This window comes from Streptomyces sp. NPDC005438 (genome assembly GCF_040606315.1).
Taxonomy (GTDB): Bacteria; Actinomycetota; Actinomycetes; order Streptomycetales; family Streptomycetaceae; genus Streptomyces.
In genome coordinates, this window is record NZ_JBEXEP010000006.1 from 148,436 (window position 1) to 163,749 (window position 15,314).

The window sequence follows — 15,314 nt, forward strand, 5'->3', positions numbered from 1 at the left end:
CCCCCGCTCACTCCAGTTCGGGCCGGCGTTCCAGGGGGGTGGTGGCGGGCCCCTGGAGCACCTCGCCGTCGACGGCGAACCGTGAGCCGTGGCAGGGGCACTCCCAGGCGAGTTCGGCGTCGTTGAACCGCACCAGGCAGCCCAGGTGGGTGCAGCGGGGGGAGACGACGAACAGCTTGTCCTCGGCCGACCGGTGCACCGCGCAACGGCGGCCCTCCAGACGGACGATGGCGCCGGTGCCGGGGGAGATCTCGTCCACCGAGTCGACGTGGGCGGGCCGCAGCCGGTCGGCGACGTAGGTACGGGCCACCGCGGACTGGTTGCGGACGATGGCGGTGGTGTCCTTCAGTGGGCGGAGCCGGCGCGGGTCGTAGATCCCGGCCCACGGGGGCAGGGCGTCCTCGTCTCCGTCGGCCGCGACATGGGCGGCGATCAGTTGTCCGGCGAGCACCCCGGAACTCATGCCCCAGCCGCCGAACCCGGTGGCCACGTAGGTGTGTTGGGCGCCGGGCTGGAACGGCCCGATGTACGGCACGCCGTCGGTGGTGGCGTTGTCCTGGGTCGCCCAGCGGTGGATGGGGCGGGCGTCGGGGAACCGTTCGTAGGTCCAGGCGCCCAGCCGTTCGTAGCGGGCGTTGACGCTGCCCTGTCCGGGGGTGCCGGGGGTGAACTGCTCGCCGGTGACGATCAGCAGCCGCTGCCCCTCGGCGTACGGGTAGGGGGCGGTGCGGACCGTGCGGCTGCCGCGTTCGGGGCTGAGGTAGAGGGCGCCGGGGTCCTGGTCGGCGGGCAGGGTCGCGGCGATCACCAGTTCCCGTCGGGGGGTGAGCCGGGTGTACAGCAGCGCGCTGTCGAAGACCGGGAAGTGGGTGGCGACGACCACGTCCCGGGCCACCACGGTGGCCCCGGAGTCGGTGTGCACCCGGCAGGGGGTGCCGTCCTCCCAGTCCACCACGCGGGTGCGCTCGTGGATCCGCCCGCCACGGTCGAGCAGGTCGTTGGCCAGGGCGAGGAGGAAGCGCCGGGGGTGGAACTGGGCCTGGTCCTCCACCCGTACCCCCGAGCGCAGTGGGGGCGCGAACGGGGGACGGTCGGCGGCGTCCACGTAGCGCGCGGGCAGCCCGGCGGTGGTGGCGGCCTCCGCCTCGGCGCGCATCAGTTCCTCGTGGTCGCCGGACTCCACGTAGAGGTAGGCGGGGACGCGTTCCAGTTCGCAGTCGACCCCCAACTGCCGTGACACCTCGACCAGATGCTCCACGGCGCCCTGTTGGGAGGTGGCGTACAGCCGGGCGGCCTCGGCGCCGAGGGTCTCGGTGAGGGGGGCGTAGCAGTAGGAGTGGACGGCGGTGAGCTTGGCGGTGGTGTGTCCGGTGACGCCGGCCGCGACCCGGTCGGACTCCAGAACGGTCACCCGGTGGCCGGCCCGGGTGAGTTCCCAGGCGGTGCTCAGCCCGGCGATGCCCGCGCCGATCACCACCACGTCGGTCTCGGTCTCGGAGTCCGGCGGGAGCGGGGTGAGGGGGTTGCTGGCGGCGGTGAGCATCCAGTACGACTCGTAGCCGATGGGCATGGTGGTCACGGGGTTCCTCCTGCTCGACGGCAGACGAGGGCCGGCCGGGGCCCTCGGTCCGGGGTGGCGCACCGGGCGCCCGCGACGGTGCGGGGTGGGGGGTGGCTGTCGCGCGGTGGCTTGTGGGGGGATCGCTGTAGCAGTGATGCCCCGGTCACGGTGTGTTAATCCACGCCGGGGAAATGCAACTCTCCGTAATCAGCGGGGAGTTGGGGTCAACTGCTGACGCGTCCGCTCCAGCAGCCGCACCACCTCGGCGTCCCCCAGCTGGTGGAAGTCCTGGTACCACTCCCCCACCGAGGAGAAGTGCGCCGGCCGTCGCACGGCCACCACCTCGTCCACCACCCTGCCCAGGGCCCGCAGCGCCTCCGCCGCCCCCACCGGTACCGCCAGCACCACCCGGGCCGGCCGGGCCGACCGCACCAGGGCCGCCGCCGCCCGGGCGGTGACCCCGGTGGCCACCCCGTCGTCCACCAGCACCACACTGTGCCCGGCCAGCCGGGGTTCCGGCCGCCCCCGGCGGTACCGGTCCTCCAGCCGGCGCACCTGGTCCCGCTCCAGGGCCACCCGCTGCGCGAGGTCCGTCTCCGACAGCCCCAGCCGGGCCATCAGGTCCCGGTCCAACAGCGCCGGCCGGTCACCACTGACCGCCCCCACCCCCAGCTCCGGGTGGTCGGGCACCTCGACCTTCCGCACCACCAGTACGTCCAGGGGTGCCGCGAGGGACTGGGCCACCTCGGCCGCCACCGGCACCCCGCCCCGGGGCAGGGCCAGCACCAGGGGGTGGGCGAGGTGGCCGGCCCGCCAGGACTCCCGCAGCAGCCGGGCCAACTGCCGGCCGCCGTCCGCCCGGTCACGGAACATGCTCGCCCCTCTCCTCGCGCGCCCGCTCCGCGCGGCGCCGCTCCCTCCGGCGGCGTCGACCCACCACGCACAGGTCAACCACGGAGAACAGCACCAGTCCGGCACAGATCAGGGTGAGCGCCCGCAGGGACTCGTAGCTGGGCGCGGAGTCGGGGCCGGCCCGCCAGGCGAGCAGGCCGAACACCACCAGCCCCACGGCGAACACCGGAACGAACAGCAGCGACAGCACCCAGCGGGTGCCCAGGGCGCTGCGGGCGCTCACCGGTTCACCACCGGTACGGCGGTGCGCGCCCGACCCGCGTCCGCCACGGGGCGCCCTCGCGAGGTGCCGCCCCTGGCGACCTTCCTCACGCCCCTGGTCGGTGACTTCCTCGGATCGACGGGACATCGGTGCCTCCGGCTCCCATGATGCGCCCGCCACGGCCGTCCCGCCCGGCCAGGCCGCCGCGCCCGGAGCCGTACGATCACCCCAGGGCCGGAACGGCACCGAGGAACGCGGGAGGACCCCCCGATGGCAAGGACCCACGTCGCCCTGCTGAGGGCAGTCAACGTCGGCGGCAGGAACCGGGTACCGATGGCCGAACTGCGCGAGCTGTGCGCGGAGGAGCTGGGCTACACCGGGGTGCGCACCCACCTCCAGAGCGGCAACGCAGTCTTCGACAGCGACCGGGAACCGGCGCGGATCGCCGAGGAGTTGGAGCGGGCGCTGGCCGACCGCTTCCAGGTGAGCACCCGGGTGCTGCTGCGCGGGGCCGGGGAGCTGGAGGAGTTGCTGACCGCCCATCCGTACGCCGCCGAGGAGCCGGACGAGGCCAAGCTGATGGTCGCGTTCCTGGAGCGCGCACCGGAGGAGGACCGGGTACGGGCGCTGACGGTACCCCCGGGCGAGGAGGCCCGCTGCACGGTCCGGGGGCGGGAGGTGTTCGTGCACTATCCGCACGGGGCCGGCCGCTCGCGGTTGGACAACGCCCTCCTGGAGCGGCGTCTGGGTGTGGCATCCACCGCCCGCAACCTGCGGACGGTGCGCGCGCTGCGCGAGATGGCCGGCTGATCCGGGGCCGGGTCGAGCGGTCGTACGGTGAGCGCCGCCGAGGGCGGCGGGGAACGGCATCGGGCGCGGAACCCCGACGGTGGGTTCCGCGCCCGTTGTGGCCTCTCCCCGAGAGAGCGGGGACTCAGCCGTCCGCCTTGCGGGACTCCTCACTGTGGGACTGCGCGGAGGGGAACTTGTCCTTGCACAGCGGCACGCTGCCGGTGTTGTCGACGTAGCGGGCGCTGACCCACCTCTCACTGCCCCGCAGCTTGTACCAGACGGTGTTGCCCTGGATGTTCTGGGCGTTGACCTTGCAGTCGAGGCCGACCTGCTCCTTGTACTCCAGCACGTCCTTGACCGAGGAGTCGGTGCTCGGGTACGCCCGGACGTTTGTCCCGTTCTGGGTGGTGACGGTGCCGTACGGCTTCGCCGGGGCGGCCGGCGCGGCCTGGGCGGCGCTGGCGCCGACCACCGAACCGCCCAGCAACAGGGCACCGATACCGACGGCGACACGAACGCGACGGGTCACGACAGACATGACGGGTTCTCCTTAACCTTGGCTGCGAGTTACCGAATACACCAAACCCAACAAAAGGGATATTGGCGACTTCACGGACCACCTTAGGTCGGTGGGCTCCCCCACGCAGTCATGACCCGACGTCGGGCGCGTCCCGTACCGAGCGCCCCAACTCCCCTCACCCGCACGGCGGTTGCCCCCTCCACCCGACCCCGGCGGGAGAACGCGCGGCGGATCGCGGCGGTCACCTTGCGCAGCGAAGCCCACGTCAGAAAGGTCGTGAAACAGCCCTGTCACAGCGTTCGACAACCCGGTAACAACCCGACCGCCCGACCGACCCCGGGGCCCAACTCCCCTCCTAAGCACGGCTGTTGGACCTCCCGACCCCGGGCGCCCGGGGTCGGCGGAGCTTGACCGGTCAACTTCCCCCCTCGTCCCGGGCCCGACGGCCAAGCCCCCGGCCCGGGCATCCACTTGGCGCCCGCTCCCGAGCGGCACCTCACGGGGCGCCAGACCCCCGTACCGCCCCCGAGGTTGCCGAGGCCCCGCTCCCGAGGCGCCGTCAACACCTTTGCGGCACCGACGTCTTGGGCGCCGCACTCGCCGGCGCGTCCTCTCGGGGTCCACCCGGCGGACAACCGCTCCCCCACGGGGCGGGGCTGACGGCGCGCCAGTCCACGTCCGGTCACCTCAGCTCGGAGCGGCGATCCCCTCGCTTTCCAGCCCCAGCAGCCGGGCCTTGCGCGGCAGCCCGCCGCCGAAGCCGGTCAGCGCCCCGTTGGAGCCCACCACCCGGTGACAGGGGACGACCACACTGATCGGGTTGCGCCCGTTGGCCATGCCCACGGCCCGCGAGGCGGAGGGGCGGCCCAGTCGCGCCGCGAGAGCCCCGTAGGTGGTGGTCGCGCCGTACGGGATGGTGGTGAGCGCCCGCCAGACCGACCGCTGGAATGCGGTGCCCCGGGGTGCCAGCGGCAGGTCGAAGCGCCGCAGCCGCCCGGCGAAGTACTCCTCCAACTGGTCGCGGGCGCGCTGGAAGAGGGGCAGCGAGTCGTCGGCCACCCAGTCCGGGCCGAGAGCCGGCCCGTAGCGGTGTTCGGTCATGTAGAGGCCGGTCAGCGCCTCGCCGTCGCTGGTCAGCAGCAGGGCGTCCAACGGGGAGGACACCCGGGTGTAGCGCACCGGGGCACCGGTACGCGCCTCGCCGAGGTCGACGGCGGGCTCCGCCTCGGGGGCGGCGGGGAAGGTCAGGGGCAGGGCGGGCTGGTTCACTTCGTGTCCTCGGTGGTGGAGGGGGCGGACCGGGCGGCCTGGGGGCCGGCCGGGGCGAGGGTCGCCCACAGGTGGTGCAGGGCGTAGGAGCGCCAGGGGCGCCAGCGCGCGGACATCCGGCGGGCCTCGGCCGGGGTGCCGGGGTGGCCCAGCCCCTCCAGGGCGTGCCGCACCCCCAGGTCGGTGGGCAGGAACACGTCAGGGTCCCCCAGGGCGCGCATCCTGACGTACGAGGCGGTCCAGGGGCCGATCCCGGGCAGCTCCAGCAACCGGGCCTCGGCCTCCTCGCGGTCCGCCCCGGGCCCCAGGTCCAGCCGGCCGGAGGCCAGCGACTCCGCGAGGGCCCGCAGCGCCCGCCCCCGCGCGCGGGGCATCGGCAGCTCCCCGGGGTCGACCTCCGCCAGGGCCTGGGGCGTGGGGAAGGCGTGGGTCAGCCCACCGTCCGGGGCGGTCAGGGGCTTGCCGTGGCGGGCGGCCAACCGGCCGGCGAGGGTACGGGCGGCGGCCACCGAGACCTGCTGGCCGATCAGCGCGCGGAAGGCCAGTTCGGTCGGGTCCACGTGCCCCGGGGAACGGGTACCGGGCGAGGCCGCGACCAGGGGCGCCATGGTCGGGCACGCCCCGAGGGCCTCGCTGACCGCCTCGGGGTCGGCGTCCAGGTCCAGCAACTGCCGGCAGCGGCGTACCGCGGCCTGGAGGTCCCGCAGGTCCTCCAGGTGGAGCCGGCACCGCAGGTGGTGGCGGCCCTCGTCAGCGGAGAGGGCGACGGTGCCGGTGGCGTGGGGGAGGGACAGCACCCGGCGGTACTCCCCCGCCACGTACTCCTCCACCCCGGGCACCGCCCGCAGCGCCAGGAAGCCCAGGACGCGGTCCAGGTCCATCGGGGGGCGGTACGGCAGTCGCAGGGTGATCGCCCCCGGGGCCGAGGCCTCGGGGCGCCGTCGGGCCGCCTCACGGAGGTGGGAGGGGGTGCGGTCGAAGACCTGCCGCATGGTGTCGTTGAACTGCCGGACGCTGGAGAAGCCGGCGGCCAGTCCGATCTCGGTCATGGACATCCGGGTGGACTCGATCAGGGTGCGGGCGGTCTGAGCCCGCTGGGCCCGCGCCAGGGCGAGCGGTCCGGCGCCCATCTCGGCGGTGACCAGTCGGTGCAACTGCCGTGCGCTGTAACCGAGTTCGTCCGCGAGGGTGGCGACCCCGCCCCGGTCCATCACCCCGTCGGCGATCAGCCGTACGGCCCGGCCGACCACGTCCGCGCGGATGTTCCACTCGGGCGAGCCGGGGGTGGCGTCCGGGCGGCAGCGCTTGCAGGCCCGGAACCCGGAGGTCTGAGCCGCCGCCGCGGAGGGGTAGAACCGCACGTTCTCCCGTCGGGGGGTCATCGCGGGGCAGCTGGGCCGGCAGTAGATGCCGGTGCTGGTCACCCCGACGTAGAACCTCCCGTCGAAGCGGGCGTCCCTGCTCCGCATGGCCTGGTACCGGGTCTCGTCGTCCACCCCTCCATCCTGGCCGGTCGGCGGCTCCTTATCTGGCGGGTTTCGGCCGTCACCGTGGGTGGGGTGCCCGGATGCCGACAGTGGCCCCCTGCCCCCCCGGGACCTGCGCGGCTCCCCCGACATCCACGCCCCCGCCCCTCGACCCTCGCCGACCCTTTCGAGGGGGTGAGATACCTCATGACCGTTTTGCCTTGCGAGGTCACGCCGACCCGGACGCCCACCCGTACCGCTCTCGCCGGGGAGGGCCGCGACGCGCTGGCCGACCGCCGTTCGGTTATCCCGAACCACCCCTCGTACCAGCGGCGTTGGCGTCCTTCACGCCGGGCAACATCGCAGGCCCGGCCCCTCGCCCCACCCTCGCCGCGACCGTCCGAAGCGGGAGTGCGGGCAGGTCACGGCGGGTGTACACACCGCCATCGGGCTTGACACCGAGAGGCGGGCGGCCGAGTCTCTCAAACTCATGAGCGACGCAGCGAGACACAGATCCACACGGGGGTGCGCAGTGAACGACGCCGGAAGTGACCGCCCGGCAGGCCAGGGCCCCAGCCGTCGCCAGGTGGGCGCGGCAGCCCTGGCACTGGGCGGAGCCCTGACCCTGGTTTCCGCCGGCGCCCACGCCACCCCCGCGAGCCCCTCTCCGAGCGAGGGCAGCTCGCCCCTCACCTTCACCTCACGTCGGCACACCACCCTGCGCCGGGGCTCCCCCCAGCGTGCCGGGCTGCTGGAGAAGCACCTGCGTGCCCTGGTCAAGGAGGCCCACACCTTCACCGGCCCGTCGCCGAAGTACCCGTACTACCCCGGCGCGGTGGTGCTGGCCGGGCGCGGGGGAACGGTCGCCCTGGAGGAGGCCTTCGGCAAGGCGGTGCGCTACCGGGCGTACGACGAGAAGAAGGACGAGGGGGTGGAGTTCCCCGCCGACCAGCAGCGTCCGATGACCATGGACACGGTCTTCGACCTCGCCTCGCTCAGCAAGCTGTTCACCTCGATCCTGACCGTGCAGCAGATCGAGCGGGGAGCGCTGGAGCTGGAGAAGCCGGTCGCGACCTACCTGCCGGAGTTCGGCAAGGCCGGCAAGGAGAAGATCACCCTCCGCCAACTCCTCACCCACACCTCGGGGTTCCGGCCGGAGCTGCCCTTCTACGAGGAGTCCGACCGCGACAAGCAGCTCCAACTGCTGTGGGACGAGAAGCCGGAGAACGAGCCGGGCACCGCCTACGTCTACTCCGACCTCAACCTGATCACCATGCAGCTGGTGCTGGAGCGGGTCACCAAGACCCCGCTGGACCGGCTGCTGCGCAGCCGGTTGACCAAGCCGCTGGGCATGTCGGGCACCCGCTACAACCCGCCGGCCAGCTGGAAGCCCCGCATCGCGGCGACCGAGGACCAGCGCAAGCCCTGGGGCAAGATGGACCGCGGACTGGTCTGGGGCGAGGTGCACGACGAGAACTCCTACTCCTTCGGTGGCGTCGCCGGGCACGCAGGGGTCTTCTCCCGCGCCTGGGACCTGGCCGTGCTCGCCCGCACCCTGCTCAACGGGGGCGCCTACGGCGATACCAGGATCCTCAAGCCGGAGTCGGTGGAGCTGATGTTCACCAACTTCAACACCGACTTCCCCGGCGACGACCACGGGCTGGGCTTCGAGCTGTACCAGCACTGGTACATGGGCGCGATGGCCACCCCGTACACCGCCGGCCACACCGGGTTCACCGGCACCTCCATCGTGCTGGACCCGACCACCGACTCCTTCCTGATCCTGCTGTCCAACGCCGTCCACCCCTACCGGGACTGGCGCTCCGGCAGCGCGCCCCGGGAGGCGGCCGGCAACCACCTGGCCCGGGCGGTGGCGGTCAAGCCGGGTGACGGCCGTACCGCCTGGTACTCCGGGATGCAGACGGCCAGCACCGGCACCCTGACGCTGCCCGCCCTGGAGCTGAAGTCCGCCAAGGCGCGGCTGAGTTGCTCCCTGTGGTGGGACACCGAGCCGGAGGCGGACTACGTCTACCTGGAGGCCTCCACCGACGGCAAGAAGTGGGAGCCGGTGCCCTTCTCCACCCGCCGGGGGCACCACGGCAAGGGCCCCGAGCGCGAGGAGCGGCCCCAGCCGCACCCGGAGGGTTCGGTGTCCGGCTTCAACGAGCGCGTCTGGCACCAGCTCCAGGCCGACCTCGGTTCCTGGCGCGGCAAGTCGGTGACCCTGCGGCTGCGGTACGCCACCGACGAGAAGTACGTCGGCCGGGGTGCGTACGCCGACCGTCTGCGGGTGCGGGACGGTTCCCGGGACGCCTTCGACGACCGCCGCCCCTCGGACGCCGGCCGGGTGAAGCTCCAGGGCTGGTCGGTCAGCCGCGACTGAGCCACCCCCGAGAACGGGTCGGCCGGTGTGGTCCGGGAGTGCTCCCGGACCACACCGGCCTTTCCTCTGTCGCCTCCTCTGTGGCCTTCGACGGGATCCGTGGCCTCAGCGGCTTCCGGCCTTCGCTCCGGCCGCGATCACCTTCTCGTTGATCTCCCGGACCTGGTCGGAGTGCACCTTGAGCACCCTGCGGTCGTAGGTCCACAGTCCGTTGAGTTCGTTCTCCAGGTCGCTGACCTGGGTGTAGACCGAACCGGACAGCCCCTCGCCCGCCTGCCGGAGGTAGTGGCGTTCGGTGTTGTCCACGTACTGCCGGGTCAGCGCGTCCTTGTCGTCCACCCCGCTGTAGATCCTGGTGGGGGCGCCGGGCCACATGTGCCCGGGGGTACGGAGGGTGAAGCCGCCGTGTTCGCCGTCCATGGCCGCGCGGTGGTCGTCCGCCTCGGGTGGGTCGTCGTTGTTGTAGTCGTGGTGGTCGATGATGTCGCCGGCCCCCGAATCGCCCTTGGAGTCACAGCAGTTGACGCCGCTGTGGGCGTTCACCACCCGGGAGGGGTCGGCCTTCCTCACCGACTCGGCGATCCGCCCGGTCTCCTCACGGTCCCACTCGCCCCAGCCCTCGTTGAACACGATCCAGGCGCTGACCGAGGGCGAGCTGTGCAGTTGCCGCATCAGCTCCCGGCCCTCGTCGACGAAGGCCTTCCGTCCGGCCTCGTTGGTGAGGGTGCCGGAGACGAAGTCCTGCCACACCAGCAGGCCCAGCCGGTCGGCGTGGTAGTACCAGCGGGCCGACTCGGCCTTGATGTGCTTGCGTACCGCGTTGAAGCCCAGGTCCTTCTGCGCCCGGAGGTCGAAGCTGAGCGCCTGGTCGCTGGGCTGGGTGTGCAGGCCGTCCGGCCAGAAGCCCTGGTCCAGCATGGCCAGGGAGAAGAACGGCTTGCCGTTGAGCACCAGCTTGGGCACCCCGCCGACCTTCCGCACCGACAGGGACCGCATACCGAAGTAGCTGTCGACCCGGTCGGTGGACCTCCCGTCGGTGAGCGTGACCTCCAGGTCGTACAGGTAGGGGTCGTCGGGGGTCCACAGGTGGGCGTCGGGCACCGGCAGGCGCAGGTCCCCGTTGGCCCGACCGGTGACCGAGCCGACCTGGCGGCCCTTCTTGTCCCGGGCCACGGCGGTGACCGAAGCCCCCTCGGAGGCGCCCTGGGAGACGGCGCGTACGGTCAGCGCCCCGTCCTCCAGGTCGGGGGTGGTGTCCAGACGGTCGACGGACGCGGGGGCGACCGGCTCCATCCACACCGTCTGCCAGATGCCCGAGGAGGCGGTGTAGAAGATGCCGCCGGGGTCGCTGGTCTGCTTGCCCTTGGGCTGGTTGTCCCCGGTGGTGTCGGTGACCGCGACCACGATCTCCTGCTTGCCGCTCCCGGTGAGGGCGTCGGTGACGTCCGCGCTGAACGCGGTGTACCCGCCCCGGTGTTCGGCGACGCTCTTGCCGTTGACCCACACCCGGGCGTGGTGGTCCACGGCGCCGAAGTTGAGCTTCAGCCGCTGGCCGTCGCCCACCCGCCAGCTCCGGGGCACGGTGATCAGCTTGCGGTAGAACATGTGGTCCTCGTGCCGCTCCAGCCCGGACAGCTGGGACTCGACCGGGTAGGGCACGGTGATCCGTTCCTTCAGGTCCCGGCCGAAGGGCGGCTTGTCGCCCTTGGCGGCGCCGGCGAACTGCCACTGTCCGTTGAGGTTCTGCCACCGCTGGCGCTTCGTCTGGGGCCGGGGGTACTCCGGCAGGGGGTTGTTCGGGTCGACCTTGTCGCCCCAGGTGGTGCGCAGCCGGTGCCGGGAGTCGTTGCGGGCGTGCCGCAACAGTTGCGGCACCTGGCGGTCACCCGCGCTCAGCTTGCCCTCGCCGTCGTAGGCGAACCGCACCTCCTGGCCCTTCTGTACGGGCTTGGCGAGGGTGACGCGCACCGACCGGGGGTCGCCCGGGTCCCGGCGTACCGAGCGCACCGGCATCGCCGTGGTGTCGGCCTCGATCCTCAGGTGGGAGGCGAGGTCCTTCAGGCCCCGGGCCGCCTTCTCCAGGCGGGCGGTGAACCGGCGGCCGTCCCCGGCGAGGGTGAGGTCGACCGGGTAGGGGTGGTAGCCCCGGGGCGGGCTGAACGCGGAGTCGGGTACGACCTGCTTGTCGACGCCGGGGGCCGACCAGCTCAGCGACAGGTGGGAGCCACCCTCGTCCTGGAACATCTCCACCCGGACGTCATGGCGCTTGCCCTTGGTGAGGTGGACCGGCTCGCTGTGCTGTTCGTTGTCCCAGTCGGGCTCCCAGTGGTCGATCACCGGCTTGTCGTCGATGAACAGGCGGAAGCCGTTGTCACCGATCATGTGGAAGGTGTAGTCGCCGCTGCGGGGTGCGGCGATCCGTCCCGTCCAGCGGGCGGTGGTGTGCTCCTGCCGACCGTTCAGCAGCTCGAAGGTCGAGGTCAGGTCGGAGAACTGGACGCGGGGTTCCAGGGACTCGCCGCCGAGTTCGGCGAAGTCCCGGGCGCCGGGCGCGGACATGCGGAAGTACTCGCCCCGTAGTCCGCCGGCCTCGGCCGGTCCGCCGTCCTCGGAGGCGCCGGGCGCGGCGTGGGCGGCCGGCCCCAGCCCGCCCCCTGGCAGCGCCACCAGCAGGGACAGCGCCAACGCCGTCGCGCACAGCAGTCCTCCCACCCCGCGCCGGCGGGCGCCGGCACGGATGCGGAAGGGATCGCGTGGTCTCATACGGGAACTCCCTCGCCCTGGGTGATCAACGAGTGGCAGGAGCACGACGCCACTTGAGCACACATTGAGACAGCAATCACCATCAGAAACCACCACGTACGCACACCCGGGCAGATTCGGTCACCCCGCCTGGCCCCACACCCCTCGGCGGACGTATACGGGCGCCCCGGAGCCCGATCGGGACCACCCGACTCCCCCGTCACACGGGCACGTTGACCGACCAGGCGCCTCGACCGACACCCACCGTGACCCCCACCGCCCCCGACCGGAACCGGAGAGCCGGCTCCGGTCGGCGAGGTCACGCCCGGGGCGGACCGGGCCTGACCTCACTGAGACGTCCCGGCCTTCCGCCCGCCTCGGCCACCCGCCCGAAGAGGGCCGCGTGGGCGGGGGTGGCCGCTGGGCGGACCAGGCGTCACCTCACGGGAGGATGGAGTCCACGTAGCCCCCGTCCACCCGCACCGCTCCCCCGGTGGTGGCGGAGGCGAAGGGCGAGCTGAGGTAGACCACCATGTTGGCGATCTCCTCCGGCTCGATCAGCCGACCCAACAGCGACTGGGGTCGGTGTACGCGCATGAACTCCCGCTGCGCCTCCTCCCAGGGCAGCTCCGGGTCGACCACCTCGCGGACGAACCGCTCCACGCCCTCGGTGTGGGTGGGGCCGGCGATCACCGAGTTCACGGTGACGCCCGTGCCGGCCGCCTCCTTGGCGAACCCCCGGGACACCCCCAGCAGTGCGGTCTTGGTGACCCCGTAGTGGATCATCTCGGTGGGGACGACCACCGCCGAGTCGCTGGCGATGTACTGCACCCGCCCCCAGGAGCGGCTGGTCATCCCGGGCAGGTAGGCGCGGGTCATCCGTACCGCCGCCAGCACGTTCACCTCGAAGTACCGGCGCCACTCCGCGTCGTCCACCTCCAGCGCCGGCCGGGCCCCGAAGATGCCGAGGTTGTTGACCAGCACGTCCACACTGGGCACCACCTCCACCACCCGGTCGGCGCCCTCCTCGGTGGCGATGTCACCCGGGGCGGCCAGGAACTCCGCGTCCGGCAGGGCGGCGGTGAGCCGCCCCACGGCGGCGTCCACCGACTCCGGGGTCCGCCCGTTCACCGCCACCCGGGCTCCGGCCCGCGCCAGGCCGGTGGCGATAGCCGCCCCGATGCCCTGGGTGGATCCGGTCACCAGGGCGGTACGTCCCGCGAGATCAATGCGCACGGTTTCAGGTCCTTCACTGTCGACAGCGGGGAAACGCCACCTCGGCCGGCCGGTCGTACGCCGTGGGACCACGACGGGTCACCGACCTCCCCCTCGGGGGCAATATGGACATGTCGCTCTATATGAGCTGTGTCTCAACAGGCCGGATTCTCCGTCACAGGCGGTCCTCCGTCGCCTCGAAAGCTCAGAGCGAAACCGCCGAGAAGGAGACGATCATGCAGGGTGAGGCAGCGAGCACCTTCGAGGAACCACCCCTGCGCCCGCGTGATTCCTCCGGGGCGGCGAGCGCGTCACAGGGGGCCGTCCACACCCCGGGCAGACTGCTGGACCGCCTGTTCTCCTTCACGGCCGGCGCCCGGGTCGGACGCTGGACCTGGGTGAGCCAGCTGATCCCCTGGGCCGTACTGATGCTCGGGGTGATCGTGGACGTCACCACCCCCAGCACGGTCAACGGCTCCCCGCTGCTGGTCGCGGCACCCATCTCGGCGGCGGTGGTGCTGGGCACCGTGGGCATCGCCTCGGTGGGGCTGACCACCCTGCTCACCCACCTGTTGCTGGCCACCGACGAACGCGCCTTCGGCTGGCAGTACGGCCTGGCCAACCAGCTCACCATCGCCGGGGTCACCCTGCTCGCGATGGGGCTGCACCAGATGGTGGTCCGACGGGAGGCCAGCATCCGGCGGGTGCAGCGGGTGTCGGAGATCGCCCAGCGGGCGATCCTGCCCACCCCTCCCGAGTCCCTGGGCCCCCTGCGGATCGCCTCGCGCTACCTGCCCGCCGAGGACGAGGCGCTGATCGGCGGTGACCTGTACGTGGTGCAGGAGACCCCGTACGGCACCCGGGCCCTGGTGGGGGACGTACGCGGCAAGGGGATGTCGGCCGTACAGACCGCCGCCTCCTGCATCGGCGCCTTCCGCTGCTACGCCGACCACGCCCGCGACCTGCCCGAGCTGGCCCGCTGGCTGGACGCCCACCTGATGCGCGAGGCGGAACGGGCCAAGGACCCCGAGCACAACGAGGAGTTCACCACCGCGCTCCTGGTGGAGTTCACCCCGGGGAGCGACCGGCTGACCATGGTCAACCGGGGCCACCCCGCGCCCCTGCTGCTCCGCCCCGACGGCACCGTGCGGGAGCTGCCGCCCTCCCGGGAGGCGCCGCCGCTGGGGATCGGGGTGCTGGAGCGGACCGCGAGCGCGGCGGACACCCTCCCCTTCCCTCCGGGGTCGACCCTGCTGTGCCACACCGACGGGCTGACCGAGGCCCGGAACGCCCAAGGGGAGTTCTACGACGTCACCACACGGCTGCCGGCCCTGGTCCGGCCCCCGGGTGGTCGCGCGCCCCGCGATCCGGCCCGCCACCTGCTGGAGACCGTGGCCTCGGACGTACGCCGGCACACCGGTGGACGCGCCCAGGACGACCAGGGGCTGCTGGCACTGCACCACACCGGCCTGCCGGCCGGGGAGAGGACGCGGCGGCCGGAGGAGGCGGCCGGGCCCCTGCCCGTCGACCTGGGCCCGCGCCCGGAGAGCACCGACCTTCCGAACCCAACTTAGGTTCACCTAAGTCACGCTCTAGAGTGGGCCCATGGACTGGCACCTCACCCTGTGGCTCACCCTCCAACTGGGGCTGGCGGCCTCGGCGTTGTTCTGCGTCGTGATCATGGGCGGCGCCGCGCTCGCCCCGGACGCGCTGCTGCACGACTACCCGCCCGCCATCCGGGAGCGCTACGTCGCCCTGCACGGCGGGAAGTCGGCCCGGGGGGCGCGGGTCGCCCGACTGATGGGAGTGGGCGTCGGCCTGGTCCTGACCGTCACCCCGGTGGTGACGGTGGCCCTGCTGCGCGGACGGGCCCCCGAGGAACCGGGGTTCTGGGCGGGGTTCACCGTGGGGTTCGGCATCTTCACGCTGATCAACCTGGTGGACCTGGTCCTGGTGGACTGGCTGGTGTTCTGCACCCTGCGCCCCGCCTTCTTCACCCTGCCCGGCACCGAGGGGATGCCCGAGTACCGCGACCTGTCCTTCCACTGGAAGGTGCTGGTACCCCGGCCGGTGCCGGTGCCCCTGCTGCTGGTCCCCGGATACGGGGTACTGGTGGGGCTGGGCACCTGGCTGGCGCGCGTCTGGACGGGCTGAGCCCCCACCTGTGCCGGAAGGCGGAGGAGGTGGGTGCCGGCGCTAACGCTGGCCCCCACCTCCCGGTCACCCCTGGGGCGGCCGCTCAGGGTGGGCGG

At 72.7% G+C, this 15,314-nt stretch carries 12 protein-coding genes; 4 read left to right on the forward strand and 8 right to left on the reverse strand.

The features are described 5' to 3' along the window. Positions 1 to 7 precede the first annotated feature (7 nt). The 3 genes from ABZT14_RS14915 to ABZT14_RS14925 all read right to left on the reverse strand — a co-directional run bounded on the left by ABZT14_RS14915 (position 8) and on the right by ABZT14_RS14925 (position 2,696). Positions 8 to 1,579, reverse strand: coding sequence for an FAD-dependent oxidoreductase (locus ABZT14_RS14915; RefSeq protein WP_356301638.1), 1,572 nt, complete (start codon positions 1,577 to 1,579; stop codon positions 8 to 10). A gap of 189 nt (positions 1,580 to 1,768) precedes the next feature. After that, positions 1,769 to 2,434: a phosphoribosyltransferase family protein gene (locus tag ABZT14_RS14920; RefSeq protein WP_356301641.1), complete on the reverse strand. Its 666-nt coding sequence runs from the start codon at positions 2,432 to 2,434 to the stop codon at positions 1,769 to 1,771. After that, positions 2,424 to 2,696, reverse strand: a complete 273-nt coding sequence (locus ABZT14_RS14925) for a hypothetical protein (protein ID WP_356301644.1) — start codon at positions 2,694 to 2,696, stop codon at positions 2,424 to 2,426. Before ABZT14_RS14925 ends, ABZT14_RS14920 begins: the two co-directional genes overlap by 11 nt. A gap of 249 nt (positions 2,697 to 2,945) precedes the next feature. Here ABZT14_RS14925 and ABZT14_RS14930 point away from each other — a divergent pair, with 249 nt between their 5' ends. Next, the gene (locus ABZT14_RS14930) at positions 2,946 to 3,485 is read left to right on the forward strand and encodes a DUF1697 domain-containing protein (protein WP_356301647.1); all 540 of its coding nucleotides are present in this window, start codon (positions 2,946 to 2,948) and stop codon (positions 3,483 to 3,485) included. Positions 3,486 to 3,609: 124 nt separating this feature from the next. On the opposite strand, the gene ABZT14_RS14935 is transcribed toward ABZT14_RS14930, so the two are convergent. The 3 genes from ABZT14_RS14935 to ABZT14_RS14945 all read right to left on the reverse strand — a co-directional run bounded on the left by ABZT14_RS14935 (position 3,610) and on the right by ABZT14_RS14945 (position 6,725). Further along, on the reverse strand, positions 3,610 to 4,005 hold the full coding sequence (locus ABZT14_RS14935) for an SH3 domain-containing protein (protein ID WP_356301650.1): 396 nt from the start codon (positions 4,003 to 4,005) through the stop codon (positions 3,610 to 3,612). 669 nt (positions 4,006 to 4,674) lie between these two features. Then, on the reverse strand, positions 4,675 to 5,166 hold the full coding sequence (locus tag ABZT14_RS14940) for a methylated-DNA--[protein]-cysteine S-methyltransferase (RefSeq protein ID WP_356302249.1): 492 nt from the start codon (positions 5,164 to 5,166) through the stop codon (positions 4,675 to 4,677). An 86-nt stretch (positions 5,167 to 5,252) separates the two neighbouring features. Next, positions 5,253 to 6,725: an AlkA N-terminal domain-containing protein gene (locus ABZT14_RS14945; protein WP_356302252.1), complete on the reverse strand. Its 1,473-nt coding sequence runs from the start codon at positions 6,723 to 6,725 to the stop codon at positions 5,253 to 5,255. 487 nt (positions 6,726 to 7,212) lie between these two features. On the opposite strand from ABZT14_RS14945, the gene ABZT14_RS14950 reads away from it, so the two are divergent. Beyond that, a complete protein-coding gene (locus ABZT14_RS14950; protein WP_356301653.1) occupies positions 7,213 to 9,105 on the forward strand; it encodes a serine hydrolase in 1,893 nt (630 codons plus the stop codon). A gap of 105 nt (positions 9,106 to 9,210) precedes the next feature. Here the strand turns inward: ABZT14_RS14950 and ABZT14_RS14955 are convergent, their stop codons facing one another. Then, positions 9,211 to 11,868 (reverse strand): PA14 domain-containing protein, encoded by a 2,658-nt coding sequence (locus tag ABZT14_RS14955; RefSeq protein ID WP_356301655.1) that lies wholly within the window; start codon positions 11,866 to 11,868, stop codon positions 9,211 to 9,213. A gap of 420 nt (positions 11,869 to 12,288) precedes the next feature. Next, the gene (locus tag ABZT14_RS14960) at positions 12,289 to 13,083 is read right to left on the reverse strand and encodes an SDR family oxidoreductase (RefSeq protein WP_356301659.1); all 795 of its coding nucleotides are present in this window, start codon (positions 13,081 to 13,083) and stop codon (positions 12,289 to 12,291) included. 215 nt (positions 13,084 to 13,298) lie between these two features. Between ABZT14_RS14960 and ABZT14_RS14965 the strand changes: the two genes are divergently transcribed. Next, entirely contained in the window at positions 13,299 to 14,636 is a 1,338-nt protein-coding gene (locus ABZT14_RS14965; RefSeq protein ID WP_356301661.1) for a PP2C family protein-serine/threonine phosphatase, read from the forward strand. Positions 14,637 to 14,667: 31 nt separating this feature from the next. Further along, positions 14,668 to 15,216: a hypothetical protein gene (locus tag ABZT14_RS14970; RefSeq protein WP_356301664.1), complete on the forward strand. Its 549-nt coding sequence runs from the start codon at positions 14,668 to 14,670 to the stop codon at positions 15,214 to 15,216. Positions 15,217 to 15,314 lie beyond the last annotated feature (98 nt).